General features: G+C 51.6%; 21 protein-coding genes. 11 read left to right on the forward strand and 10 right to left on the reverse strand.

The genetic code is table 11. The annotated features are described in order from the left end of the window. Window positions 1-4 precede the first annotated feature (4 nt). Together ACS18Q_RS16725 and ACS18Q_RS16730 are read right to left on the reverse strand one after the other, a co-directional pair. On the reverse strand, window positions 5-1309 hold the full coding sequence (locus ACS18Q_RS16725) for an inosine/guanosine kinase (RefSeq protein WP_143679475.1): 1305 nt from the start codon (window positions 1307-1309) through the stop codon (window positions 5-7). Window positions 1310-1429: 120 nt separating this feature from the next. Continuing rightward, a complete protein-coding gene (locus ACS18Q_RS16730; RefSeq protein WP_014258119.1) occupies window positions 1430-1906 on the reverse strand; it encodes a CreA family protein in 477 nt (158 codons plus the stop codon). 168 nt (window positions 1907-2074) lie between these two features. Here ACS18Q_RS16730 and ACS18Q_RS16735 point away from each other — a divergent pair, with 168 nt between their 5' ends. Both ACS18Q_RS16735 and ACS18Q_RS16740 read left to right on the forward strand, forming a co-directional pair. Continuing rightward, complete coding sequence (locus tag ACS18Q_RS16735; protein WP_441258021.1) at window positions 2075-2581, forward strand: hypothetical protein; 507 nt, start codon at window positions 2075-2077, stop codon at window positions 2579-2581. Between the two features lie 166 nt (window positions 2582-2747). Beyond that, window positions 2748-3404 carry an HAD family hydrolase gene (locus ACS18Q_RS16740; RefSeq protein ID WP_441258022.1) on the forward strand — a complete coding sequence of 219 codons (657 nt, stop codon included), beginning with the start codon at window positions 2748-2750 and terminating at the stop codon, window positions 3402-3404. Window positions 3405-3482: 78 nt separating this feature from the next. Here the strand turns inward: ACS18Q_RS16740 and ACS18Q_RS16745 are convergent, their stop codons facing one another. Then, window positions 3483-3698, reverse strand: a complete 216-nt coding sequence (locus ACS18Q_RS16745; protein WP_038151933.1) for a hypothetical protein — start codon at window positions 3696-3698, stop codon at window positions 3483-3485. A gap of 416 nt (window positions 3699-4114) precedes the next feature. Between ACS18Q_RS16745 and cutA the strand changes: the two genes are divergently transcribed. Next, entirely contained in the window at window positions 4115-4450 is a 336-nt protein-coding gene (cutA, locus tag ACS18Q_RS16750) for a divalent-cation tolerance protein CutA (RefSeq protein ID WP_441258023.1), read from the forward strand. A gap of 148 nt (window positions 4451-4598) precedes the next feature. Here the strand turns inward: cutA and ACS18Q_RS16755 are convergent, their stop codons facing one another. Beyond that, window positions 4599-5207, reverse strand: a complete 609-nt coding sequence (locus ACS18Q_RS16755; RefSeq protein WP_232659465.1) for a DUF2238 domain-containing protein — start codon at window positions 5205-5207, stop codon at window positions 4599-4601. A 230-nt stretch (window positions 5208-5437) separates the two neighbouring features. Here ACS18Q_RS16755 and ACS18Q_RS16760 point away from each other — a divergent pair, with 230 nt between their 5' ends. Together ACS18Q_RS16760 and ACS18Q_RS16765 are read left to right on the forward strand one after the other, a co-directional pair. After that, complete coding sequence (locus ACS18Q_RS16760; protein ID WP_441258024.1) at window positions 5438-6277, forward strand: isopenicillin N synthase family dioxygenase; 840 nt, start codon at window positions 5438-5440, stop codon at window positions 6275-6277. Between the two features lie 173 nt (window positions 6278-6450). Continuing rightward, on the forward strand, window positions 6451-7074 hold the full coding sequence (locus ACS18Q_RS16765; protein WP_143679472.1) for a DNA-J related domain-containing protein: 624 nt from the start codon (window positions 6451-6453) through the stop codon (window positions 7072-7074). 164 nt (window positions 7075-7238) lie between these two features. Here ACS18Q_RS16765 and ACS18Q_RS16770 read toward each other — a convergent pair whose 3' ends face one another. The 4 genes from ACS18Q_RS16770 to tesA all read right to left on the reverse strand — a co-directional run bounded on the left by ACS18Q_RS16770 (window position 7239) and on the right by tesA (window position 13104). Then, entirely contained in the window at window positions 7239-8888 is a 1650-nt protein-coding gene (locus tag ACS18Q_RS16770; RefSeq protein ID WP_441258025.1) for a P-loop domain-containing protein, read from the reverse strand. Between the two features lie 153 nt (window positions 8889-9041). After that, complete coding sequence (locus tag ACS18Q_RS16775) at window positions 9042-10958, reverse strand: sensor domain-containing diguanylate cyclase (protein ID WP_158108807.1); 1917 nt, start codon at window positions 10956-10958, stop codon at window positions 9042-9044. A gap of 195 nt (window positions 10959-11153) precedes the next feature. Next, entirely contained in the window at window positions 11154-12338 is a 1185-nt protein-coding gene (fabV, locus tag ACS18Q_RS16780; RefSeq protein ID WP_014258128.1) for an enoyl-ACP reductase FabV, read from the reverse strand. A 166-nt stretch (window positions 12339-12504) separates the two neighbouring features. Continuing rightward, entirely contained in the window at window positions 12505-13104 is a 600-nt protein-coding gene (tesA, locus tag ACS18Q_RS16785; protein ID WP_041943342.1) for a multifunctional acyl-CoA thioesterase I/protease I/lysophospholipase L1, read from the reverse strand. On the opposite strand from tesA, the gene ACS18Q_RS16790 reads away from it, so the two are divergent. The 3 genes from ACS18Q_RS16790 (at window position 13103) to ACS18Q_RS16800 (ending at window position 18019) form a co-directional block, all read left to right on the forward strand. Next, complete coding sequence (locus tag ACS18Q_RS16790; RefSeq protein ID WP_014258130.1) at window positions 13103-13780, forward strand: ABC transporter ATP-binding protein; 678 nt, start codon at window positions 13103-13105, stop codon at window positions 13778-13780. The genes tesA and ACS18Q_RS16790 overlap by 2 nt on opposite strands. Further along, window positions 13777-16218 carry an ABC transporter permease gene (locus ACS18Q_RS16795; RefSeq protein ID WP_441258026.1) on the forward strand — a complete coding sequence of 814 codons (2442 nt, stop codon included), beginning with the start codon at window positions 13777-13779 and terminating at the stop codon, window positions 16216-16218. The genes ACS18Q_RS16790 and ACS18Q_RS16795 overlap by 4 nt, the downstream gene beginning before the upstream one ends. Window positions 16219-16573: 355 nt before the next feature. Continuing rightward, the gene (locus tag ACS18Q_RS16800) at window positions 16574-18019 is read left to right on the forward strand and encodes an FAD-dependent oxidoreductase (RefSeq protein ID WP_441258209.1); all 1446 of its coding nucleotides are present in this window, start codon (window positions 16574-16576) and stop codon (window positions 18017-18019) included. A gap of 113 nt (window positions 18020-18132) precedes the next feature. Here the strand turns inward: ACS18Q_RS16800 and ACS18Q_RS16805 are convergent, their stop codons facing one another. Beyond that, entirely contained in the window at window positions 18133-19062 is a 930-nt protein-coding gene (locus ACS18Q_RS16805; protein WP_004727793.1) for a biotin-dependent carboxyltransferase family protein, read from the reverse strand. After that, on the reverse strand, window positions 19059-19778 hold the full coding sequence (locus ACS18Q_RS16810) for a 5-oxoprolinase subunit B family protein (protein ID WP_441258027.1): 720 nt from the start codon (window positions 19776-19778) through the stop codon (window positions 19059-19061). Before ACS18Q_RS16810 ends, ACS18Q_RS16805 begins: the two co-directional genes overlap by 4 nt. Before the next feature lie 70 nt (window positions 19779-19848). Between ACS18Q_RS16810 and ACS18Q_RS16815 the strand changes: the two genes are divergently transcribed. The 3 genes from ACS18Q_RS16815 to ACS18Q_RS16825 all read left to right on the forward strand — a co-directional run bounded on the left by ACS18Q_RS16815 (window position 19849) and on the right by ACS18Q_RS16825 (window position 22448). Beyond that, window positions 19849-20076 (forward strand): hypothetical protein, encoded by a 228-nt coding sequence (locus ACS18Q_RS16815; protein WP_441258028.1) that lies wholly within the window; start codon window positions 19849-19851, stop codon window positions 20074-20076. Between the two features lie 78 nt (window positions 20077-20154). Further along, window positions 20155-21459, forward strand: coding sequence for a TRAP transporter large permease (locus ACS18Q_RS16820; RefSeq protein WP_038152347.1), 1305 nt, complete (start codon window positions 20155-20157; stop codon window positions 21457-21459). A gap of 32 nt (window positions 21460-21491) precedes the next feature. Then, window positions 21492-22448, forward strand: a complete 957-nt coding sequence (locus ACS18Q_RS16825; protein ID WP_232281729.1) for a TRAP transporter substrate-binding protein — start codon at window positions 21492-21494, stop codon at window positions 22446-22448. The last annotated feature ends 215 nt before the right edge of the window (window positions 22449-22663 follow it).

Genomic DNA, 22663 nt, shown 5'->3' on the forward strand with positions numbered 1-22663 from the left:
CGATTTATCGATCCCAGTAGGTTTCTTCTAGGCTGTCTTCTCGTTCAGGCAGCGCACGTGACAAACGTGGCGAGTGCTGCGTTAACACTTCGTAGCTGACGCGGTTGGCATATTTGCACACTTGCGATAGCGACGAGTAGGTCAAATAGTGTCGATCGTGCTTGGCCGAATTGGGTACATTGCGCAAGTGGTAGCTGTTGGCCGCCATGTCGTGCAGCAATGCCGACAGCGCGCCATCGCCAGCACCGTTGGTGTTTTTGATCTCTAAGGGGCCGCCAAGGTATGGGCCGATGTGAGAATAAACACGCAGTGGCTGCTCGCAGTCTTGCTGACGCATTGCGCGGCTGAATTCGTATTTGTTGAACTCAGCAATATTGCCCGGCAGCAGCGGCAGTTCGGTTTCGCGTTTAGCGGCTTCATCGACATAACCGGCCATGTATAGGCCAACTGGGCCAGCGGTACACAACACCAAATCGACCCATTCGAGCGCTTTATCGGCAGCGAGAAGCGGATCTTTTTCGCCGGTCAGCGCTTCACCTTCTTCTTCATTCATCGCCAAAACGGTGACGTGTTCTTTGAGGTAGTCTTGCCACCATGTTTCATTGCCTTCGATCACGTACTTCGTGCCCAGCGTGAGTACCACCGGCACCGATTTCGCTTTGGCAATTTCAATGGCGCGTTGTACGGCTTGAGGCATCGGATCGTTTGGCTTACCGCGCATCAGATACGAAGAGACCACCAAAGCAGACGCCTTGTCGAATACGTCTTCAGGAATGCTTTCAGGATGCAACTGGTTCATGTGACCTTCGTTGATCGCAAAAGTACGTTCACCATTTTCAGAAATGAGGGTGTAACAACGGCCAATCGGGCCATCCACGGTTTGAAGATGGTTGAGGTTCATGCGTGACGACGTGCGGCACAAATAGCGATACGCGTAAGAGCCAACTTCGACGTTTTTCGACATTACGCCGAGCAGGACCGATTTGCTGTCCGCCAGCACGGAATAGTTGTGCAGGGTGTTGCCAATGGTGTCACCCGGGTATTGGTGTGTGATCAAATTCCGTTCGACCAGTTCTTGGTAAAGCGCGTCGGCTTGACTCTCTTCCAGTACCAGAGAATGTCCTTTACTCAGGCTGTATTTGTCTAAGAATGCATTATCCACGCGCGCTTCAATATCAACGATGGTCTGACCGACACCGACGATCGTAGGGCGATGGAGTAGTGGGGTTTGTTGGATTTGGTTGACCAACGGATCACGGGCGTGCGTCGGAAAATAATGCTTAGATTTGCGCTGTCCAGGAAACTTCATGTGTTAAGTGGGCATTGTGAAAGAATTTTCGCGGATGATATCACAAAAATTTATGCAAAGTTTCATTTTAACGACATAAAAAAGCGACTCAGAACGAGTCGCGGGCATTCATGATGTGCGCTATTTCTCAGCAGTCGCGGGGAAGGCGTTGTAAGCCTTTGTTCCCCAAAGCGGTACAGTCGACAAGCTGTGCTTGAAACTGCCTTCGGTTTCTTTGGTGGTGTAAGAGAGGTAGAGCAGCGTTTGGTTCTCAGCATCGTAGATGCGGCGTACTTTCATGGTTTTGAAGAAAATACTCTTTGATTTCTTAAAGACCACTTCACCTGATTTGCTCTTATCAATCTGCGCGATCATCTCTGGCGTAATGTCGCCGGTTTGACGGCAAGAGATGGAGCTGTCGCTTGGATCTGCAAAGCTCAGATTCGCTTCAATGGAAGCGATGTGACATGTCACACCCGTGACCACATCATCTTTGAGCGAGCCAATCTTAATATCTTTCATGGTAAACATACCCAAGCTGACGTCGCCCACTTCGGAGTTATCACACCCGGCAAGGGCAAGCGCGCTTAAAGAAATTACGGCTAATTTCTTGATCATTTTATTATTCCAACTGTTCACGTTGAGTCCATGATAGCAGTATGTTACGAGAAAGACAGAACCGAATTGTGGTAGACTCTAGGTTTTCGGTGCTGTGACACGATTTCGCCTGCGCGCAATCATCGCCATCTGCACCTGATATTTTGCTAACGATAAGAAGTACGCCTTATGACACCGTCATCTCATGCGATTGTTGAAATCAAAAATCAGTGGCTCTGGAGCCAAGTTGATGTCGAGTATCCGACACCGGAAAGCCTCAAGGGGCGTGCGCTCTATCAAGCCCACACCGCATCTCGCCAGGTTCAACCCTTTGCCAGCCAACCGCAGGGTTCAACGGCACTGGATGACATCTTTCTGGTCGATTTTCACCGCCTGACCATCATGTTTGCACTGCTACAAGCGGCGCAGATGGAGACGGAAGCTGAGCAGAATTTGCTGGTCGAATTCTTCACCCAAATCATCTTCTCCGAGCCTTGCTCGCTGTATGTCGGGTTTGAAAACTCACAGCCAGTGGCGGCCGCGATCGTCACCGCACACGACGACAACGTGTTGGTGTCGGATATCGCACTGAATGCCAATCAAACCTACGCCGATGCCCCTCAGTTTGCCGCGGCCGTGCTGGCGAAGTGGTGCCAAGCCCATGCGTTCGATGGCGAGGCGTTCCTCGAAGTATAAACGTCAATAATGTTGCAGCTTTAAGACAGCTTAGGCCACTCACGTTCAGAAAAGTGATGTTGGTTGGGAAATTGTTTTTCACCATGTGAGAACGGTTTCATTTCCTTCGTTGTGTTATTTCGTCGTGATTGTATGCGTATACACTGCTCGAAAAGGGGGAGCGTATATGACTAACAAAAAAACAAACTGCGTTATTTTTGACTGTGAAGGGACGTTGGTTGACAGCGAGCGTCTTTGTTGCGAAGCCCTTGTTCGAATATTCAATGAGTTAGATGCAAATCTGACGGTGGACGATGTCGCGGATACCTTCGAGGGCGGCAAGATTGCGGACATTCTGACCGCCACATTAGAGCTGGCGTCCATGACTGCGGATTTAGATGTTTTGGAAGCGCGCTACCGCGATGTGTTGGATACGCTGTTCGCTCATGAACTGAAACCGATGGAAGGTGTGTTGTCACTGCTGGAGACGCTGACGCGTCATAATGTGGAGTTCTGCGTGGCCTCAAATGCGCCGCGCAATAAAATCGAAACCACGCTGCAGTTGGCCGGTTTGCTGCCGTATTTCAATGGCAAAGTCTTTTCGGCGTTTGAAGCCAACAGTTGGAAACCTGAACCGGATTTGATTCGCTATTGTGCGATGAATATGGGCTTCATGTTGGATGAGTGCGTGTATGTGGATGACACCGCAAAAGGGGTGGAAGCGGGTGTGCAAGCGGGCGTGACCACGTATCAGTTGGAACCGTTGAGCCCGGCCAACCGCACCACGCACGACGACGTGGTGATCCTCAGTAAATTAGAACAACTCACGGACTATGTCTGTTAAGCGAATGCGACGTGTCAGCGAACAGAGCGACTCGGTGAACACATCGGTTTGTTGAACACTAATAAACGCCGCGCTAGTTTAGTGCATGGTTGGGCGAAGCGAGTGCGTGCGATGTAATGCAGATGAATGATGCAGCAGCATCAATTGCAGTTGAATGCTTTTCAGATGGTCGGTTTTAAATCCGCACTGACCGCAGATAAACTTTTCCCCATCCTCCGACATCAGGTATTCGTCATGTTGGCAAAGTGGACAGCAATCGAGCGATAAAGCATCGGTATGGTTTGATTTTGTCATAATGAACTTACTCAGCAGCGATAAAAGCGTGAATGTTGACCCTTATGGATGAAGCCTTGGCTGCTCGCCGGTGGCGCCATGATGTTGGGTTTCATTTGTTATGCTTCTAGAATAATCGGAATCATGAATCCGTACTGTTACAGTGTTGGGTTTTGTGCTGGTTTTGAGAGTGAATTCATAAATAAATCTGTCATCACACTGAAAAACAACATAGAAATTTATTCTATTTCTAAGGCTGATGGCACTTTTAAAGTTCTGAATGAAAATCATACTGATTCTCAGTGAAAATGACCGCATCGTTGAATGGGGGGATTGAGATCGCAGCGTGGTGGTATAGCACTCTCCGCACTGGCGATTTCGGTATATGCTTTGTGAAGTGATGAGGTTTCGATTGAACTCGATGAGAGGAGAGCACGATGGATAAGCAGGCATTCTGCATGGTTTTGACCACCACCAATCGTCCGGAGAACGCACAGCAAATCACACATAGCCTGCTGTCAAAACAACTGGCGGCGTGCGTGCAGTCCATGCCGATTCAAAGCCACTATCTGTGGAATGGCGAAGTATGCTGTGATGCCGAAATTTTGCTGATCATCAAAACGCGCCAAGCGTGTTATGCCGAGCTTGAACAGGAAATCGCGCAGCTGCATTGTTATGAAGTGCCACAAATTGTCCAAGTGCCGATTGTCGATGGCTTCAATCCATATCTGGCATGGATTGAGCAAAATACACCGACGACAGAAAACCGGTAGCAGGCGAGTCACCCGAACCGATCAGGTCACGTATACAAATCGAGGGGCTCAAGCACATCGAATCACCCAAATAAAAAAGGAGCTTCAGCTCCTTTTTCTATATGCGTTCTATGCGTGTGATTTTCTACACCATACGAGGTATAACCGGTTAAGCCACGGAAAAGCGCTGCGGTTGCATTCGGCACTGCACGCTCATCACGCACAACGCGGTGATCGCCCCCAGTGTGTCGCACAGCATGTCTTTTTGAGCATCCCAAATGTCGCCTTGTGATCCCAAAAACGCGATGCCTTCCTCGCCGCCCGCCAAATCGGCATACCACCATTCGATGATTTCATAGCCAGCGGCAATACTCATGATGCAAAACAGCGCAAACGCTCCTGCGATCCAGCGGTTCGCGAGTTGGCGGCGAATGAGATATTCCGCGATGGGATAAGCATATAAGCCGATCGCAAAGTGTGCGACGCGGTCAAAATTATTGCGTTCAGAGCCAATCAGTTGGTTGAACCAGTTAAACGGGACTTCTGCGAATGTGTATTTTGCGCCAATGGTATGCAGGGTTAACCAAATAAACATCAGCAGGTAGGCCGTTTTACTTAACGTTTGATGGGTGGATGCCCACCAAATGCCGACCAAAATCAGTACGGCGGGCAGAATTTCGGCGATCCATACCGCGCGTGACGATGGGGCAATGGCCGAGAACACAAAGACCACAGCGTAGGCGAGCGTAAAGCCAATCAAACTTTTGGGAAAATTCATTGGGTGATCAATCCTTTTTTAAGTGCTGAGCCTATGGTGCCACTATTATGAACGCTGTTCAATTGTGTTTTTACGCGGGAAAGTCATCTGACGTAAACGTTTACTGTTGAAATTGGCGTGGTTCGCTCAGATTCAGCGCATTCAAAACCGATCATTTCATTAAAGTTTGATTTACCCCATAGTGACTTTTAAAATCCCGCGTTCAATTCTCATAACAAAAAAGTAAAGTCATGAAACTGGACACTGTCGATTATCTTGCTCCGGATGCTGCCGAGCAATTTGTAAAGTCACTGCGCGAAACGGGCTTTGGTGTGCTCAAAAACCACCCGATTCCCAAAGAGCTGGTTGAATCCATCTACGAAAATTGGTACCAATTTTTTACCTCCGCACGTAAAAATGAGTTCCAGTTTAACGTCGATACACAAGACGGTTATTTCCCTCCCAGCGTCTCGGAAGTGGCGAAAGGTCACACCGTGAAAGACATCAAAGAGTACTTTCACGTCTATCCTTGGGGTCAGATCCCGCAAGAGCTGAAAGAACAGATTCTGGACTACTATGACCGTGCGAATGCATTTGCCGCAGAGCTACTGAGCTGGGTGGAAGCACATGCTCCGGCAGACGTGCAGGCGCGTTTTTCGATTGCTCTGTCTGAGATGATCAATGGCAGTGAGAAAACCTTGCTGCGTGTGCTCCATTACCCGCCAATGAGTGGTAATGAAGAGCCGGGCGCAATCCGCGCGGCAGCGCATGAAGACATCAACCTGTTGACGGTGCTTCCTGCGTCGAACGAGCCGGGCTTGCAAGTGATGGGCAGCGATGGCAACTGGATCGATGTTCCTTGTGATTTTGGCAACTTGATCATCAACATCGGTGACATGTTGCAAGAGGCATCGGGCGGTTACTTCCCGTCGACCACGCACCGCGTCATAAACCCAAGTGGTGAGCGCCAAACTCAATCGCGCATTTCTCTGCCGCTGTTCCTGCACCCGAAGCCAGAAGTGGTGTTGTCTGAGCGTTACACAGCGCACAGCTACCTGATGGAACGTTTACGTGAACTGGGCGTGATTTAACCGCGCTCGGTTATCTACCTCAAGGCCAGCCACGTGCTGGCTTTTTTATTGTGTCAACGTTACATCAGAAACAGACGCTAGTTCAAAAACTTGCATCGTGAAACGGAGTGCGACTCGACAAATCGGTCAATTTGGATTTGAATTTAATGCAGGGATTGAAAAACGAGCATCGTATGTCTGATACACAACCGCTGAGCGCGACCTTCCAAACGTACATGGAAAATCCGCTGCTTTGGCCGATTCTGGAAGTGTTGAAACAACAGCCATCGGGCTGGAAAGTTCACACGTTGGCCGCCCATTTGAGCGAACTTGAATTGGTGCCAGTACTCGATGATGCGCCAGAGAAAGACTTGTTTAAACGTAACTTTCTGATCATGAACGCGCTCTATCAGTTGCAGGAAATCTTGTATCCACAAAAATGGTTGCAAGTGGAAGCGATGGACATTGTGTTGATGCCGATGTTTCGCAATGCCAACCATGTTATCGACCCGGATGAGCCTTTGCGCGATTACTACACCAACTGGACCCATTATGAGGCCAGTGAAGGGGAAGTGAAGCGACTGTTGAACGAGTTTTGGACCCGCTATCGTCGGTTTGTCGGGGGGGAAACGGTCAGTCACCTCAATCGTCATGAGGCCTTGCGCTTGTTTGACTTACCGAGCGACGCAACATCGTTTGAGATTCGCAAAACATGGCGCAAACTGGCGCTGCGTTGGCATCCGGACCGTGACAATGGCAACGCCGAGCAGTTTCGTATTTTATGCGCTGCATGGAATGTGTTGCGTCAAGAGTATTAATCTGCTGATTTGAATACCAATCAAAACGCCCGCGACAAGATCTGCGGGCGTTTTTATTGTTTCTCAGCGGCTCTAACGGCTCAGCGGCTCTCGCTTCTCAGCTTTTCGAGGGCACACGTTGGATGCGCTAACGCATCAAAGGCCAGCCGATTTCGCTGAGGCGTTTACGCTTTGAATTGCGATTTGCGCATGCGGTTCAATGCAGCCATGGCATCCAGAATACGTGGCTTGGCCAGATCGCCGTGATTTGGCATCGCGGTGTACCACTGTTCGGTGAGCATTTCTGCCATCTCTTTGGCTGGGTTTTTTGACCAACCTGGCAACTGTGCCAACTGGAACCACAGCCAACCAATTGCGTTCACTTCAGACGCTGATTCCAACTGCTCTAGCGCTGAAATATCTGCAAACTCTTTCCCGAAGCGCAGCGCATCAACGCCTTTTGCGGAGACGCGGAACTTCCCTTCAACCAGCAGTTTTTGTAGCGCGGCACGGTTAAACGAGCGCGGAGGGAAAGTTGCCAGTGGCGTTTCACATTCGTTACGACGGGCCGTTGGGTGCTGAGCGATCACTTGTTGTGCTTTCTCGGTAACGTCGACGGCTTGGTAATCGTGCATTTGAATCACGGTGTCCGCCACATCTAGATAATCGCCTGAGCCGCCCATGACCACCAAAGTTGAAATACCGAGTTCATCACGCAATTGACCGATACGGTCGACTAGCGGCGTGATGGGTTCATCGCCTTTGCTCACCAGCGCTTGCATGCGTTCGTCGCGAATCATAAAGTTGGTGGCAGAGGTATCTTCATCAATCAGCAGCGTGGTCGCGCCAGCTTCGATGGACTCTTGCAACCATGCCGCTTGCGATGTGGAGCCCGATGCGTCTTGCGTGCTGAAATCGCTGGTGTTTTTGCCCATGGGCAGGTGGTTGATGTAGTTGGCCAAATTCAGGTTGTGCACACAGCGACCATCTTCGGCACGAATCTTCATCGCATTGCCATCGGTCACGATGCGCTCACGGCCATCTCCCGGAATGTGGTTGTAAATCGAGCGCTCTAGCGCAGTCAACAGCGTTGATTTCCCGTGGAAACCGCCGCCCACAATTAAGGTGATGCCTTGACGAATCCCCAAACCACGAATCTCACCTTGGTTGGGTGTGGTCAGCGTCACTTCCAGTGCGCTTGGCGCAGTGAAAGGAACGGCGTCTTTCATCGGCAGGTCACAGTTACCAGCAAGGCGTGGTAGCACACTCCCGTTGGCAACAAACGCGACCAAGCCTTGGTCTGCCAGTTGATCGCGCAGAGCGTCCTGATCTTCGATGATCTCACAGTGGTGGATCAGTGCGTCTTTATCCAGCTCACGTTCAATGGTGGCGCGGCGAATGAATTTTGGCATGTGGAACGTCAAGATATTCAGCGCTTTCTTGGCCAAAATATCACGCCCCTCTGCCGGTAAACTCATGCGAAAACGCAGTTCGATTCCGTCATCGGTAAACACCACGGAAGTGCTGTCGAGCACCGTCTGGCCACTGAGCGAAATGGAAATGGAGTTCTCTTGTTTGGCAAATTCAGCAAAGGAACGAGCGATAAAATCACGCGCCGCACGTTGGTAAGACGGCGATTTCTCGCGCAACCAATCAAGGCCGGTGAGCGACCAAGCACGAGTCGCGCGAAGACGAGAGGCCGAAGCGTAAGGATCCGACTGAACGTGATCGATATACAGGGTGTAGTCACCAAAATCATATTGGCCTTTAATTTGCTGATACGCTCGGTAGTTCTGTTTTTCGAGTTTTTTCAGTATAGATGTTAATAGATCCATCTCGTTTATCGCTCATTGAGAAAGAGAAAAGGGGGCGATTATAGGGAGCGCCCACCAGAGAGTAAAGGGATGATAAGCAATTCAAAGCAGTGGGGAAACCTTTAATTGGCTTCCCCCTTGCGTGCGCGAGGGGAACCGAGGCGAGCTGCGAAACTACTTTGATGCTAAATGGGTGTTGCCGCCCAATTTGGCAAAGGAATAACTTTGATTGAGCATCACCAGTTCAAACTCTTCGGTTGGCAATGGGCGTCCGTACAGATACCCCTCAGCGATATCGCACCCCTCTTCAATGAAAAACGTGTCTTGCTCTGGGGTGTCGACGCCTTCAACCCCAACTTGCAAATGCAGTTTCTGCGCAACGTGAATGACTGAACGCAGAATCTCTTCGTCTTCGTCGTTATGGGTGAGTTGCTGCACAAAGGTTTTGTCGAGTTTGATCGCATCAAATGGGTAATGTTTTAAGTGATGGAATGAAGCAAATCCCGATCCAAACTCGCTCAGTGTCAGGTGAACCCCCAGTTGATGTAAGGCGCTGAGTGTGTTGCGCGCGACGACTTCATCGGACAACAAGGCATTTTCGTTGATCTCCAAATCAAGTTGCGCGGGCGGTACATCATGCGCGTTAAGCAAGGCTTCGATCTGTTGGGCCAACTGACCATTTTGTAGCTGACCCGTCGAAATTGCAGCGGTGAGTCGTAGCGAGGGGAAGGAGTGACGCCAGCGGCCGGCCATTTCAATGGTGTGGCGCAGCACAAAGTTACCCACTTCAAACATCAGCCCGTTTTGTTCGGCCATGTTGATGAGCGCTTCATGTGTGACGTCGCCCAGCAGTGGATGGCTCCAACGCAGGACGGTTTGCGCGCCTAACCAACGGCGTGAACGGGGATCCACTTTGGGTTGAAAATAGAGCGCTAAGTCATCATTTTGCAACGCCTGCAACAGGTAACTTTCCAGTGCATTGGCGGACGCCAATTGATCCGCGCTGGATTGAGAATGGTAGTGGAACTGATAGCCGGAATCTTTGCAGGCCAACATGGCTTCGGACGCAAAGTGGATCAGTTCTCCGGCATGAGCGGAGTCGGCATGGGTCGCAATGCCAATGTAGGCGTTGAGGTGAAAGCGTTCTTGCTCAAGTTGAAACTCGGCTTGGTGAATGCCGACCAACCGATGGCACAGCAGCTCCAAACTGTTCTCTAAGGATGGCGCTTTGACCAACAGCACCAAATCGTTGGCGGTGGGGCGCGCCGTGAGGATTTCAATGCCTTCAAAATGCCCAACGCGTTCGCGGTAGCGCTTCAGCACTTTCTCCCAATTTTGATACCCCAAGCGCGATTGCAGATGACGGGCGTTGGCAAAGCCAACATACAGCAGTGCCAAATCGTGATCGCCACGCGTGAGTGCTTTGTCGACTTCACGCTCCAAACCGGAATGATTGAAGAAAGCGGTGCTGGTGTCGTGGTGCAATTGGAACGCGACTAACTGTTCCGCCGCTTTACGCTTGTCAATTTCCTGATTGAGGGAGTAGTTGAGGTCGGCTAAATCTTGGGTGCGAATTTGAATGCGCGCTTGCAGATCATCATTGAGCAGTTTGAGCTTCTGATGTTGGTAAATCACAGTGAGTTGCGATTCGAGCGAAACACGAAAACTTTGCAGCAGCTTGCGATACGTGGGCGTGAAGGCATTCGCTTTATTGTCCAGCACACAGATGGTGCCAAACAGGTCGCCATTGGGCCAACAGACCGGAATCCCGCAATAGGCCACCATGCCGTGAGAAATATCGGGGTTATGACGCCATTTCATGTCGGTTAAGGCATTTGGGATGAGCAGTTCTTGACGTGTTTTGGCCACTGTTTCGCAATACAGGCCTTGGCCGAGGGCTTCGGTATCGCCGCTGCGATACGGCTGTTTGACATTGGTGTTGGCGCAGAAAACTTCGATTTCTTCATCGTGCAGACGCATGATGAGCGCGGCGGGAACCTGGAGGATATCGGCCAACAGATTGACGATGGTTTGCCAGCCACTCAGCATCTCTTGAGGAACAGTTAATGACTGTGTATTGATTTTCGACATACAGCCCATCCTTTGAACGTCGGCGGAACCGCTGAGCGATCCGTGCTCAGCCTTCGTGCGCTGCGTTGTTGCAGCACGTATTTACAGTATATGAACGGGTTGGCAAATCGACAAAAAAAGTCCCGGCAAATGCACGGGACCTTCACAAATTGACAGAAATTGTCGCCGATTCGACATTCGGCTCTGGCGAAGCGTCTAAAAGCGTTCTAGGTCGACGTCAGCATCGTAATCGATGCCGTCAAAACCAAATCCATTCAAACGCAGGAACTCGGCTTTAAAGCCCGCGTAGTCGCCCATTTGTTGGAAGTTGCTGCCATTCATTTCAGCAAGCACTTCGCGCACGCGCTGTTGCGTGTCAGGGTTCAGTTCCCAGTCATCCATACGTACCAGACGCTCACCATCAACAGGCACGCTGGTGTGACTATAGAGTTTGTCACTGAACAAGCGATGCATTTGTTCGATGCATCCTTCGTGTGTGCCTTTTTCTTTCATCACGCGGTACAGCGCCAACATGTATGGGCTTAAGCCGGGAATGAAAACGCTCGCTTTGGTGACCAAGGCTTTACACACGGTGGCGTAGGCACCGCCGTCAAAGTTTGCCAGTTTCAGGTTGAGTGAATGGCTGGTTTGATGCAGATCGATTTTTGCGCGGCCGAGCGTACCATCGAGATAGATCGGGTGCGTGATTGATGGACCCACATACGAAAATGCGATGGTTTTACATCCTGGCGCGATGGACTCGTTGTTGATCAGCGTATCAATCCAGCTTTCCCAATCTTCACCTCCCATCACATGCAGCGTGCTGTCGATCTCTTCATCGTTGGCCGGCTCCAAGGTGGTGTCGACCCATGTGTCGTTTTCCAACACAATCGTCGCGCCAGAAACGGCGTCACCAATCGGTTTGATGGCGGAACGCCAGAATTCATCGCTGCCCGGTTTGCGGCGCATGCCACTGGCAATACTGTAAATCACCAGATCCACTTCACCTTCAAAGTAGGTTTCGATCGCTTCAACGACTTGTTCTCGCACGGCATCGGAAAACACATCGCCGTTGATGTTGACCGCGATGTGGCCTTCACGTTCAGCAAATTTCTTGAACGCCAGATTATTGAAATAGCCAGCGCTGCCCACCCCTTTCTCAGAGGGGCCGCGTTCAAAAGAGACCCCAATCGTGTCGGCGTTGGCACCACCAAACGTGAGTGCAATGCGTGCCGCCAAACCAAAGCCAGAAGAGGCGCCGAGGATCAGAACGCGTTTGGGCCCCTGTGTGATCGGTTTTGCCGATTTAACGTACTCAATTTGTTGTAAAACCGCTTGTTCACAGCCAAGTGGATGAGCGGTGCGGGCCACTACACCCTGAATCACGGGCTCAATGCGCATTGATGATCACCTTTTAAACATTACAGTAGGGGGAGTGTTAACAATATCGTAAAGCTGCGTAAATTTTATTGAGCTAGACCATTAAAAACTGGGATTTTAAGCAGGGAAGGCCAATTCCGCATGGTGTGAACGCCGCGGAATCGGGGAAGAAAAGGTGAAAATAAGATCAGAGCAATGGCGCGAGTTGTTGCGCCATAAAATCGGCGATCCAAGGCTGTGCTTCCGGTTTAGGGTGCAAACCATCGTTCATCATCCATTCGGGTTTAACGATGACTTGTTCTAGAAAAAACGGGATCAGCGGCACGGATTTTTCGTCAGACAGGGTGGGGTACAGTTGGGCGATCGCATCGCTGTAACGCTTGCCATAATTGGGCGGAATGCGAATTTGCATCAGAATAACGTGACTCTTACTGGCCTGAATTTGTTCGATCATCGCGCGTAAATTGTTTTCGACCACTTTGGGAGGAAAGCCGCGTAAACCGTCATTGGCGCCCAGCTCGATCAACACGGTGTCGGGTTGATGTTGTTTCAACAGGGATGGCAAACGGTCAAGGCCATTGCCTGTGGTATCGCCGGAAATACTGCCGTTAACAACCGATACATTTTTGCCGTTTCCCGCCAACGCACTGCTGAGTAAACTGGGCCAAGCTTGCTCAATCGGCATCTGGTAGCCAGCGCTTAAACTATCGCCAAGTATTAAGAGTGTGTTACTACTAGCGCTAGCAGAAAAGAAAAGAACAAGAATCAAGGAAAGTCGTCTCATCATGCAAACACCTGTTATTTCAGCTCAATCGTTATCCAAAGTAGTCTCCACCAATCAGGAGCAATTAACAATCCTTAAAGAGGTGAATCTGCAGATTCATCAGGGGGAAAGTGTTGCCATCGTCGGTACCTCTGGCGCGGGCAAGTCCACGCTGATGACCCTGCTTGCCGGGTTAGATACACCAAGCCACGGAGAAGTTCATCTGCTGGGTAAAGCGCTCTCCGCGTTGGATGACGAAGCGCGCGCGGCCATTCGCAGTGAATCGGTCGGGTTCGTGTTTCAGAGTTTTTTGTTGATCCCGAGCCTGTCGGCTTTGGAGAACGTGACGCTGCCCTGTTTGTTGAAAGGGGAAGCGGAAGATCGCGAGCGAGCGACTGCGCTGCTGACGTCTGTCGGATTGGAACATCGGATTCATCATTCGCCGAGCCAACTGTCCGGTGGCGAGCAACAACGCGTCGCCTTGGCGCGCGCATTCATGATTGGCCCGCAAGTGCTGTTTGCTGATGAGCCAACCGGTAACCTCGATCAAGAGACGGCGGCGAAAGTGATTGATCTGCTCTTTGAACTCAACGCGAAACATGGCACCACGCTGGTGCTCGTCACTCACGATCCAAAACTGGCAGCGCGTTGTGACCGTCGTTTTCACATGCAAGCGGGCATGCTGGAGGAGCGCACATGAGTCAGCATTCGGCCCCTGCGCTTAATCGACGTCTCATTCGTTGGAGTTTGAGCGAGATTCGTCACGGCCAGTTGTGGCCTATTTCTGTCGCGCTGACGCTGATCATCGCATGCGTGTTTGCGCTAACGGCGCTGGCTGGTCGCATGGAACAAGTGGTGGTGAAGCAGGGCAAAGATGCCTTAACTGCGGACAGCGTGTTCGTTTCTGCCAACCCGATTCCGCCCGCGCTGCAAGCGCTGACTGAGCAGCAAGCGTTGACCACATCCACCATGACCCGCTTTGCGACCATGGCCTTTAGCGACAACGGCATGCAGTTGGTGACGGTCAAAGCCGTCGATAGCCATTACCCGATTCGCGGTGAGATGCAGCTTTCCGACGGTCAAACCATCGTTAATCATCTTCAGCCTGGTCAACTGTGGCTCGATGAACGCATTTTTGCTCAGCTTGATGTCGCGATAGGAGACAACGTGACGATTGGCGATGCCGACTTTACGGTGAGTGGACGTATTGTCGAAGAGCCGGGGCTGAGTTTTAACCCCTTTCAACAAATGCCGTCGGTGTTGATTCACCAACAGGACGTGGCCAAAACCGGTGCATTGCAAGTGGGAAGCCGAGTCAGTTACCGCTTGTTTATCAATGGGGAACCGGCGCAAATTGAGGCCTTGAAAAAAGCAACCGAACTGACGCCGAGCGACCGTTGGCGCGATCAAAACAGCGCCAGTCGCACCAACGAGGTGTTTGAACGCACTCAGCAATACCTTTCGCTGACCGTCGCCATCGTCATCATTATGGCCGCGACCACCTTAGTGCTGACGTGTCAGCATTATGTGTCTACGCGTCAACGCACCAGTGCGATGCTCAAAAGTTTGGGCGCCAGCAAGCGTTGGATCTTCCGCTGGTTGGCTGTTCAAGTGTTGATGCTGCTGGGGTTTGCTGCTCTTGCTGGCATCGTAATTGGTGTGGGGCTGGAATATCTGCTGCGGGTGCCGCTGGTGGATCTGCTGCCCAATCCGCTGCCGGGTTATGGTTACAAACCGGTGATGGTTGCGTTGGCATCAAGCGTGTTGATTGCGGTGCCCGCGTTGGGCATTCCGCTGGGGCATCTGCTGAATGTGAATGCCGTGAGTGTGATGCAAGCGACGCAACAACAGCGTCGTCACCGCTGGAATGTGGCGCTGATTCTGGTGCCGCTGGTGCCGATGCTGGCGGTGTACTGGCAAAACCGTTTGGTGTGGATTGTGCTCGCTGGCATCGTGGTGCTGTTTGTGGTCTTGGCGCTGCTGAGTGTGGCGGTGACCAAAGCCCTTGGCCGCCTGCCGTTGAACACCTCGATGAAACTGGCGCTGAGCCGCATCAATCGTTCGAGTGTCGCGACCGGTATTCAGTTTGGCGCGTTGTCGCTGTCGTTGATGCTTTTAGCCGTGATGTGGCTAGTGCGTACTGATCTGCTGTCGGATTGGCAACGCACATTGCCGCCAGATGCCGCGAATGCGTTTGCGCTGAATATTGCATCGTATGAAAAAGAGGCTTATCTCAAAACGCTTGATGACGCTGGCATTGAGCGCTCTCAGGCATTTCCAATCATTCGGGGTCGATTGGCTGATATCAACGGTGTGGATGCCAAAACCCTGACTCAGGGAGAAGAGGGCACTGATGCGTTACGCCGAGAGCTCAACTTCACCTGGGGGGAAACGCTACCGAGCTACAACGAGGTGCTGGATGGTCAATGGACCACGCACGATGGGGTGTCGGTTGAAGAGGATGTGGCGCGCGATCTGGGCTTGAAGATTGGCGATACACTGACGTTTGTGATCAACAGTCAAAAGATTGAAGCGACGGTGAACACCATTCGCCACGTGGAATGGCGTGAAATGAAGCCGAATTTCTATTTCATCTTTACCCCAGATGTCATGAAAGACATCACCGGCAGTTGGCTGGTGAGCTTTCGGGTTGAACCCCAGCATGATGCATTGCTCAACCAATTGTCGCGTAACCACCCGACTGTAAGCTTGATGGATATCCGCTCGATGGGGGCGAAGATCCAAACCTTGCTGACGCAGATCGTTTGGTCGATCACCGTGTTGGCGGCACTGGGCGTGGTGGCCGGTATCTTGTTGATCTTCACGCTGCTGCGCTTGAGTTTGAGCCAGCGCCAGCAAGAGATTCAGCTCTATCGCACGCTGGGGGCGAGCCGTCGCCGCGTCACACGCACCATTTGGGCAGAGTACGGCTTAATGGCACTGATCGCAGGTTTGGTCGCGAGCCTCGGTGCGGACGCCGTGGTGGCAAGCGTGATGAAGTTTGGTTTTGAGCTCACGCCATCTGCGCATTTTGTGATGTGGTTGACGCTTCCTGTGGTGACGTTTTGCACACTTGCTGTGGCTGTGAGCAGTCTCATCAAACGGTTATTAGTTCCTATAAATAAAGCGTTTAATTAGACCTCACTTGAGTAATTAGTTTAGTTATCCACAAAAACAGTGGATAAAGTTTGGGATAACTCAGCCTGTTAATAACTCACAGTTTCGCGCCAGCCCCGTGCCGCCGTAGGATCCAGACCCTGCGTTATGCACAAGGGGCTGAAAACGCGGTTTTGGCAATAATGAGTCAAGCTTTTTTTTGCTTTTTTTGTCTTGATTTGTTCAGAGAGTGATCCAGCTCTATTGATGGGTAGTAACAAAAAAATTGACGACATAAATGAGTCGTTATTGAATGAAGACCGCGTAAAAAATGTGATTTTCATAGCGTTTTACAAGCATTAGAATAAGCAGCGAATAAATGACGATCGGCAGCGACATGTTACAAACAACGCCAAATACCGTGTCACCCAGCGTCGCTATCATTGGTGGTGGTGTTGCGGGGGCGACCGCAGCAGTTCACATGAGTGAGTTAGGACTCAATGTGCTGCTGTTGGAAAAAGGGCCGGGTTTAGTCAATGGCCCTCCTATTTGTCACTTGCATGCAGGCGGCAACTTGTACCGCGAAATTTCTCAGCAGCAGTGCATCGAATTATTAAGACAGTCGATCGAAACCGTTCGGCTGTATCCTCATACGTTGAATAAACGCCCGACAGTGATTGCGGTGCCACATTCGGACCCGGGTCAACCGCAGGACATTTTGCCTCGGCTGGTGGCGATTCAAAGCGCGTATCAGGCGCTGGTGAAAGACGATCCTCGCAATGAGATTCTGGGCGCGCCGCAAGATTACTATCAAACGTTTGAACGTGCGGAGCTGGAAGCGTTAGCAACCCAGGCGCAGCCACACAACCCGACCACCATGGCAGAGTGGTTGATCCCGTTTGCGCAGCATGCGGATCTTTCCGCGCTGAAGTATCCGGTGGTTGCGGTGCAAGAGTACGGCTGGAGCGTGTTTCGCTTAGCGGCCAGTGCGGAATTGGTGCTGGCGTCGCTGAGCAATTGTCAGGTTTTGACCCACGCGACCTTGATCGCATCGGCGTTTGTGGATGGCCAGTGGCAACTGACGTATCAGGATGCCGACGGCCATCAACACCAGTTGGTGTGTGACTATTTGATCAACGCGTGCGGCTTTGAAACTGGAACCGTGGATGACATGACCCATTTCCAGCGTCAGCGATTGGTGGAGTTTAAGGCCGCTTACGTGACGCACTGGCCGCAATGTCAGCAGCAGTGGCCGGAAGTGATCTTCCACGGGCCACGCGGCACGCCGCAAGGTATGGCGCAGCTCACCCCGTATGCAGATGGTGTTTTCCAATTGCACGGCATGACGCAAGGTATCACGCTCTTTGATGATGGCTTGGTGGCGTCCAACGGCATGTCATCACAGCCAGAATTGCCCGAATACTTGACTCACAAGATCACGCAAGGCTGGCAAGCAGATGCGACGCGTGAGCGTACGCAGCGCGCCATTGAACATATGAGTCAGTTTGTGCCCGCGTTTGCTCGAGCCGAAGTGGGCGGAAAGCCGCTATTTGGCGCGCAGCAGATCCCGGGCGATGACGCCACGTTGCGAGCCGCTGATGTGACCTTTGAAGCCCATCATTATGCGCGCATTGAAGTGGTGAAAGGCTCCTCTGCACTTGAAGCGGCGAGAAAAATTGTCTCTGAGTGGCAACTGGCGAATGAAGATGCCACAGCGTCTATTGAGGCGCAGCATCCAGTCAGCATGAGCCTGTCTGCAGCGCAGGTGGAGCGTAAAGCGTTGCAACTGGCGCAAGAACGTGGCTACCCAGCCGCGTTGGCGAAAGTGGTCGGCATGGCGTAGCTTTGCGAGACAAGCTGTGAGAAATATATATAAAAAGCCCTGATTAATCAGGGCTTTTTTGTCGATGTCATGCCGATGTCGCTGTCACTGGGTCGCCAGTCACCGTGAGCCGATCAGTAACCAAAGAAGCGCGCCCATTGGCACCACACATCTTGCAGACCTTCTAAATCTCCTTTCACAAAGCGCACGCTTTGCCCGGGTTTGGCTTGCGCCAATCGCGGCAGATCGATTTTCGCCACGCAGCCTATTTTCGGGTAGCCGCCGAGGGTTTGGCGATCATTTAATAGCACGATGGGTTGTCCGTCGGGAGGAATTTGAATCGCACCCAGCGCAATTCCCTCAGACAAGATCGGTTCGGTGGGCGGAGGCACTTCTGGGCCCGTCAAGCGATAGCCCATGCGGTCGGCGTGCTGACTGACGGTGTAAGTGCGTGTAAAAAAGGTGTGCAAACTCTCTTTGTCAAACCAGTCATTCTGATAGCCTTCAATGACCCGTAACCGCAGCGGCAAGTTGTAATCCGGTTTGAGACGAAACGTCATTTGCAGCGGCTTATTGTCCAACGGATGCGAGTCGAAATAGAGTGCATCACCGGCCAATAGGGCACGCCCGTCGCGATGCAGACCGCCCAAAGTCTCTTTTTTCACCGTCGATACACTGCCCAGATGTTGTTCAACCAAGAAGCCACCGCGCACCGCCAAATAAGCACGCAGGCCATTGCGCGGCAGGGCAAACTTCAGGCGTTGCCCTTTTTGCGCGCGAAATGTACACCAGTTCGTCAACGGTTCGCCATCGAGGGTTGCGGCCAAATCCCCGCCAGTGAGGGCCAATTGACACGGGTGTTGAATCTCAAATTCGGCTTGGCCTAAGGTGATTTCTAAAGTGGGCGCGTTTACCGGGTTACCCAATAAATGGTTCGCCCAACTGTAGGCATAATCATCCACTGGCCCTGATTGCGAGATGCCCAAATGGCTGAGGCCAAAACGGCCGAAATCATGAATCAAACTCAGTTGCCCGGGCTTGATCACGTGAATGCAGGCGTTCATCGTTCACCTCCCGCTTGAAACTGTGCTGGCGCAATGATGCCGCCGAGTGCTAAAAACTCATCACGCGCAATGGCGCGGAATGTCACTTGGCTGCCGATTTCCCAAGGCAGCATAGGTGAGTGGTTGGGCGTGAACAGTGGCAGTGGACAGTTGCCGATGACATTCCATCCGCCCGGTGAAGCGTTCGGGTAGACGGCTGTTTGCTGCTCGGCAATGGCGACGCTACCGGCGGGCAGCGAAAGCCTTGGCGTCGCATGGCGTGGGCGGCGTAATGGCTCGGCCACATCGGTCATAAATGCAAATCCCGGCGCAAATCCGATGGCGCACACGGTATACGTTGGGCGGGTGTGTAGGGCAATCACGTCGTCGACGCTTAACCCTTGCTGCTGATACAGCGCCAAATCCGGGCCAACCTCTGGGTGATAATATACGGGCAGTTCCACCGGCGCCGAAGGTTGCGCATCCGTAAGGCTGGCTTTTTCGACGCACTGAATCACCCGTTTCACGAATGAACTTGGCGCGATACGGTAGGGCAAGTAATCAATCAGAATGGTGGTGTAGGAGGGCGTCACGTTCATCACGTAATCCCCCAGTGTCAGACGAATTCGTTTGGCGATTTCTCCGATGGTGACGGACAACGCGGCATGCGCTTGATGCTCAAAACGAATCAGCAGGCTGTTTTCCGCAACCGGCTCAATGGCGTAATTCAGTCGCAATTAAAATCCTTTTTTTATCTCTCAAGTTGATCGCGAATCTTCGCAATGAGGGCAATGGCTTCGTCATTGGATGCTCTCAACCGTGGCCTTTATTTACGGCGGCTATTTATTGGTGAGTTCGACCATCGCAAACGGGCAAATTTCGCCGGGCATTGTGATTGGCGGTCATCATCTGTTAATTGGCTATGTCTATTTGGTGGTGCCAATTTCTGGCGTGTTGATTACCTATTTTGGTGTTCTGGATATTTTCAGATCGATTTATTTTCTGACTCAAACTCGCAGCGACCACCGCGTATAAAGTCTCGCGTTAGGAACAGACATCATGACATTAACGGATTTGTTATTTTCACAAGAATTCCTGATGAACGCGTCGGATATGTTTTACGATATTTTCCCGGTGATCGTTTTGTTCGGAACATTGGCCGTATTACTGATCTTGGGCGTGCCCATCGCCTTCTCGATCGGACTGGCTGCTTTTCTCACGGTATTTGTCGATTTCCCACTCGATAAAACCGCCATCTTAATTTCCCAAAAACTGGCGAACGGGTTGAACAACTTTGGTTTGTTGGCGCTGCCGTTCTTTATTGTCGCCGGTAACTTAATGAACCGAGGCGGGCTCGCTAGTCGTTTAATCAACTTCGCGATGTTGTTTGGTGGGCGACTGCCGGGCGCACTGTCGCACGTGAACGTGATTGCCAACATGATGTTTGGTGCATTGTCGGGTTCTGCGACCGCATCGGCAGCCGCGGTCGGCGGCATCATGCGTCCCCTGCAAGACAAGCACAAATATCCTGCCGATTTTTCCACCGCGGTGAACGTGTCATCGTGCCCGGCAGGGCTTTTGATCCCGCCATCCAACATTTTGATTTTGTATGCGTTGGTCAGCTCGACCTCGGTGCAGTACCTCTTTATTGCCGGTTACTTGCCCGGCATTTTGATGGGGCTTGGCATCATGGTGGGTATTTTCTTGCTTGGTTCGAAATACAACATTCCGCGCGAAAAATACGAGTTCAACGAAAAAGCCAGTAAGGTCATTTTGGATGCGCTGCCAAGCCTTGGCCTGGTGGTGATCATCATGGGCGGGATTCTGGCGGGGGTGTTTACCGCGACGGAAGCCTCGGCGATTGCGGTGGTGTACAGCTTACTGCTTGGCTTTGCTTATAAAGAGCTGAAAACCGGTGACATCTTTCCGATTTTGGTCGACAGCGTGGTGACGACGTCTATCGTTCTGCTGATGGTGGCCACTTCGTCTGCGATGTCCTGGTCAATGGCGAACGCCGACATTCCCACCTTTATTTCCGACTTCATTTTAGAAGCATCGGAAAACCCAATCATGATCATTTTGCTGATGAACATCATTCTGCTCATCATCGGCACCTTTATGGACATGACGCCGGCGGTTCTGATTTTCACGCCGATCTTCCTGCCTATCGCAACGCAGATGGGCATCGACCCGATTCACTTTGGCATCATCATGGTGTTCAACCTGTGTATCGGGATCTGCACACCGCCAGTTGGCACGGCGCTGTTCGTCGGCTGTAGTGTGTACGACACGAAATTAGGGCAAGTGGTGCCGAAGATGATTCCGCTGTTCCTGATCATGATCATCACGTTAGCGATTGTGACGTTGATCCCTTCTCTTTCTTTATGGTTGCCGCATCTGGCTGGATATAACTATTAAAACCAATAACATAGGACTGTGAAATGAAAACGATGAACAAACTTCTTTTGGCGTGCACGGTATCAACCCTGCTGGGGAGCAACGTGTATGCTGCCACTCTGAAACTGTCGCATGCGCTGCCAACCGAGCACCCGGTTCACCAATCGCTGGAGTATTTTGCGAAAGCGGTGAAGAAAGAGGCCAATGTACGTGTGAAAGTGTACCCAAATGGCACGTTGGGTGATGAATCTGAAGGCTTGCAGATGGTACAAAACGGCACAGTGGCGTTCACGAAAGCCAGCGCGGCGACGCTGAACACCTTTGCGCCGGACTATAAACTGCTGTCGCTGCCTTATCTATATAAAGACCGCGCACAATACGATGCGGTGCTCAACGGCCCGATTGGTGAGGAGATTCTGGCCTCGTCACGCAATGCCGGTTTCATTGGGCTGGCTTTCTTGGATGCGGGCTCGCGCAGTTTCTACACCAGCAAACCCATCAAAACGCCAGATGATTTGAAAGGGATGAAGATTCGCGTGCAGAACTCGGCGCTGTCTATCGATACCATCAAAGCGCTCGGTGGCACGCCGGTGCCACTGCCATACGGCGAGCTATATTCTGCGATGCAACAAGGCGTGGTGGATGGGGCAGAGAACAACGTGCCGTCCTACTACTCATCACGTCACTATGAAGTGAAGAATGTGTTCTCGCGCGACAACCACACCATGGTGCCGGACGTGCTGGTGGTTTCAACCAGCGTGTGGGATTCACTGACCGAGGCGCAGCGTGAAGCCGTGCGCCATGCCGCGAAAGAGACGGTGAAAGTTCAGGAAGAGAACTGGGCGAAATACGTCGAGAAAGCGACGCAGGATTTAACCAATCACAACGTGACGTTTGTGGAGAGCGATATCGCGAAGTTCCAAGCGGCAGTGCAACCGGTATACGACAAGTTCAAGAAAGACAATCCCGATTTGGTGCCATTGCTGGAGCAGATTCAAACCATCAACTAAGAGACCTCGATCTCCTGAAACGAAAAAGGCACTGCAGAGCAGTGCCTTTTCTTTGCGCGTTATTCCTGAATTTAGAAATTAACCCAGGTCAGGCTGAGCATCAGAACGACCAAAGAGGTCGCGGAGAACATTGCCAGCATGCCGAATAACTCGCGAAGGTTGATAGACCAAGATTGTTTTTTATCGTACATAACGTCACCTTAATCGACATAACT

The sequence above is a fragment of the Vibrio sp. Vf1514 genome (assembly GCF_052076135.1).
GTDB classification, from domain to species: Bacteria; Pseudomonadota; Gammaproteobacteria; order Enterobacterales; family Vibrionaceae; genus Vibrio; species Vibrio furnissii.

Coding starts and splice junctions, on each gene's coding strand:
- ACS18Q_RS16745 (WP_038151933.1), bottom strand. CDS start 3,698: ATGACAAAATCAAACCATACCGATGCTTTATCGCTCGATTGCTGTCCA.
- ACS18Q_RS16740 (WP_441258022.1), top strand. CDS start 2,748: ATGACTAACAAAAAAACAAACTGCGTTATTTTTGACTGTGAAGGGACG.
- ACS18Q_RS16790 (WP_014258130.1), top strand. CDS start 13,103: ATGCAAACACCTGTTATTTCAGCTCAATCGTTATCCAAAGTAGTCTCC.
- ACS18Q_RS16725 (WP_143679475.1), bottom strand. CDS start 1,309: ATGAAGTTTCCTGGACAGCGCAAATCTAAGCATTATTTTCCGACGCAC.
- tesA (WP_041943342.1), bottom strand. CDS start 13,104: ATGATGAGACGACTTTCCTTGATTCTTGTTCTTTTCTTTTCTGCTAGC.
- ACS18Q_RS16820 (WP_038152347.1), top strand. CDS start 20,155: ATGTTTTACGATATTTTCCCGGTGATCGTTTTGTTCGGAACATTGGCC.
- ACS18Q_RS16730 (WP_014258119.1), bottom strand. CDS start 1,906: ATGATCAAGAAATTAGCCGTAATTTCTTTAAGCGCGCTTGCCCTTGCC.
- ACS18Q_RS16775 (WP_158108807.1), bottom strand. CDS start 10,958: ATGTCGAAAATCAATACACAGTCATTAACTGTTCCTCAAGAGATGCTG.
- cutA (WP_441258023.1), top strand. CDS start 4,115: ATGGATAAGCAGGCATTCTGCATGGTTTTGACCACCACCAATCGTCCG.
- ACS18Q_RS16795 (WP_441258026.1), top strand. CDS start 13,777: ATGAGTCAGCATTCGGCCCCTGCGCTTAATCGACGTCTCATTCGTTGG.
- ACS18Q_RS16815 (WP_441258028.1), top strand. CDS start 19,849: ATGCTCTCAACCGTGGCCTTTATTTACGGCGGCTATTTATTGGTGAGT.
- ACS18Q_RS16735 (WP_441258021.1), top strand. CDS start 2,075: ATGACACCGTCATCTCATGCGATTGTTGAAATCAAAAATCAGTGGCTC.
- ACS18Q_RS16770 (WP_441258025.1), bottom strand. CDS start 8,888: ATGGATCTATTAACATCTATACTGAAAAAACTCGAAAAACAGAACTAC.
- ACS18Q_RS16760 (WP_441258024.1), top strand. CDS start 5,438: ATGAAACTGGACACTGTCGATTATCTTGCTCCGGATGCTGCCGAGCAA.
- fabV (WP_014258128.1), bottom strand. CDS start 12,338: ATGCGCATTGAGCCCGTGATTCAGGGTGTAGTGGCCCGCACCGCTCAT.
- ACS18Q_RS16800 (WP_441258209.1), top strand. CDS start 16,574: ATGTTACAAACAACGCCAAATACCGTGTCACCCAGCGTCGCTATCATT.
- ACS18Q_RS16765 (WP_143679472.1), top strand. CDS start 6,451: ATGTCTGATACACAACCGCTGAGCGCGACCTTCCAAACGTACATGGAA.
- ACS18Q_RS16805 (WP_004727793.1), bottom strand. CDS start 19,062: ATGAACGCCTGCATTCACGTGATCAAGCCCGGGCAACTGAGTTTGATT.
- ACS18Q_RS16755 (WP_232659465.1), bottom strand. CDS start 5,207: ATGAATTTTCCCAAAAGTTTGATTGGCTTTACGCTCGCCTACGCTGTG.
- ACS18Q_RS16825 (WP_232281729.1), top strand. CDS start 21,492: ATGAACAAACTTCTTTTGGCGTGCACGGTATCAACCCTGCTGGGGAGC.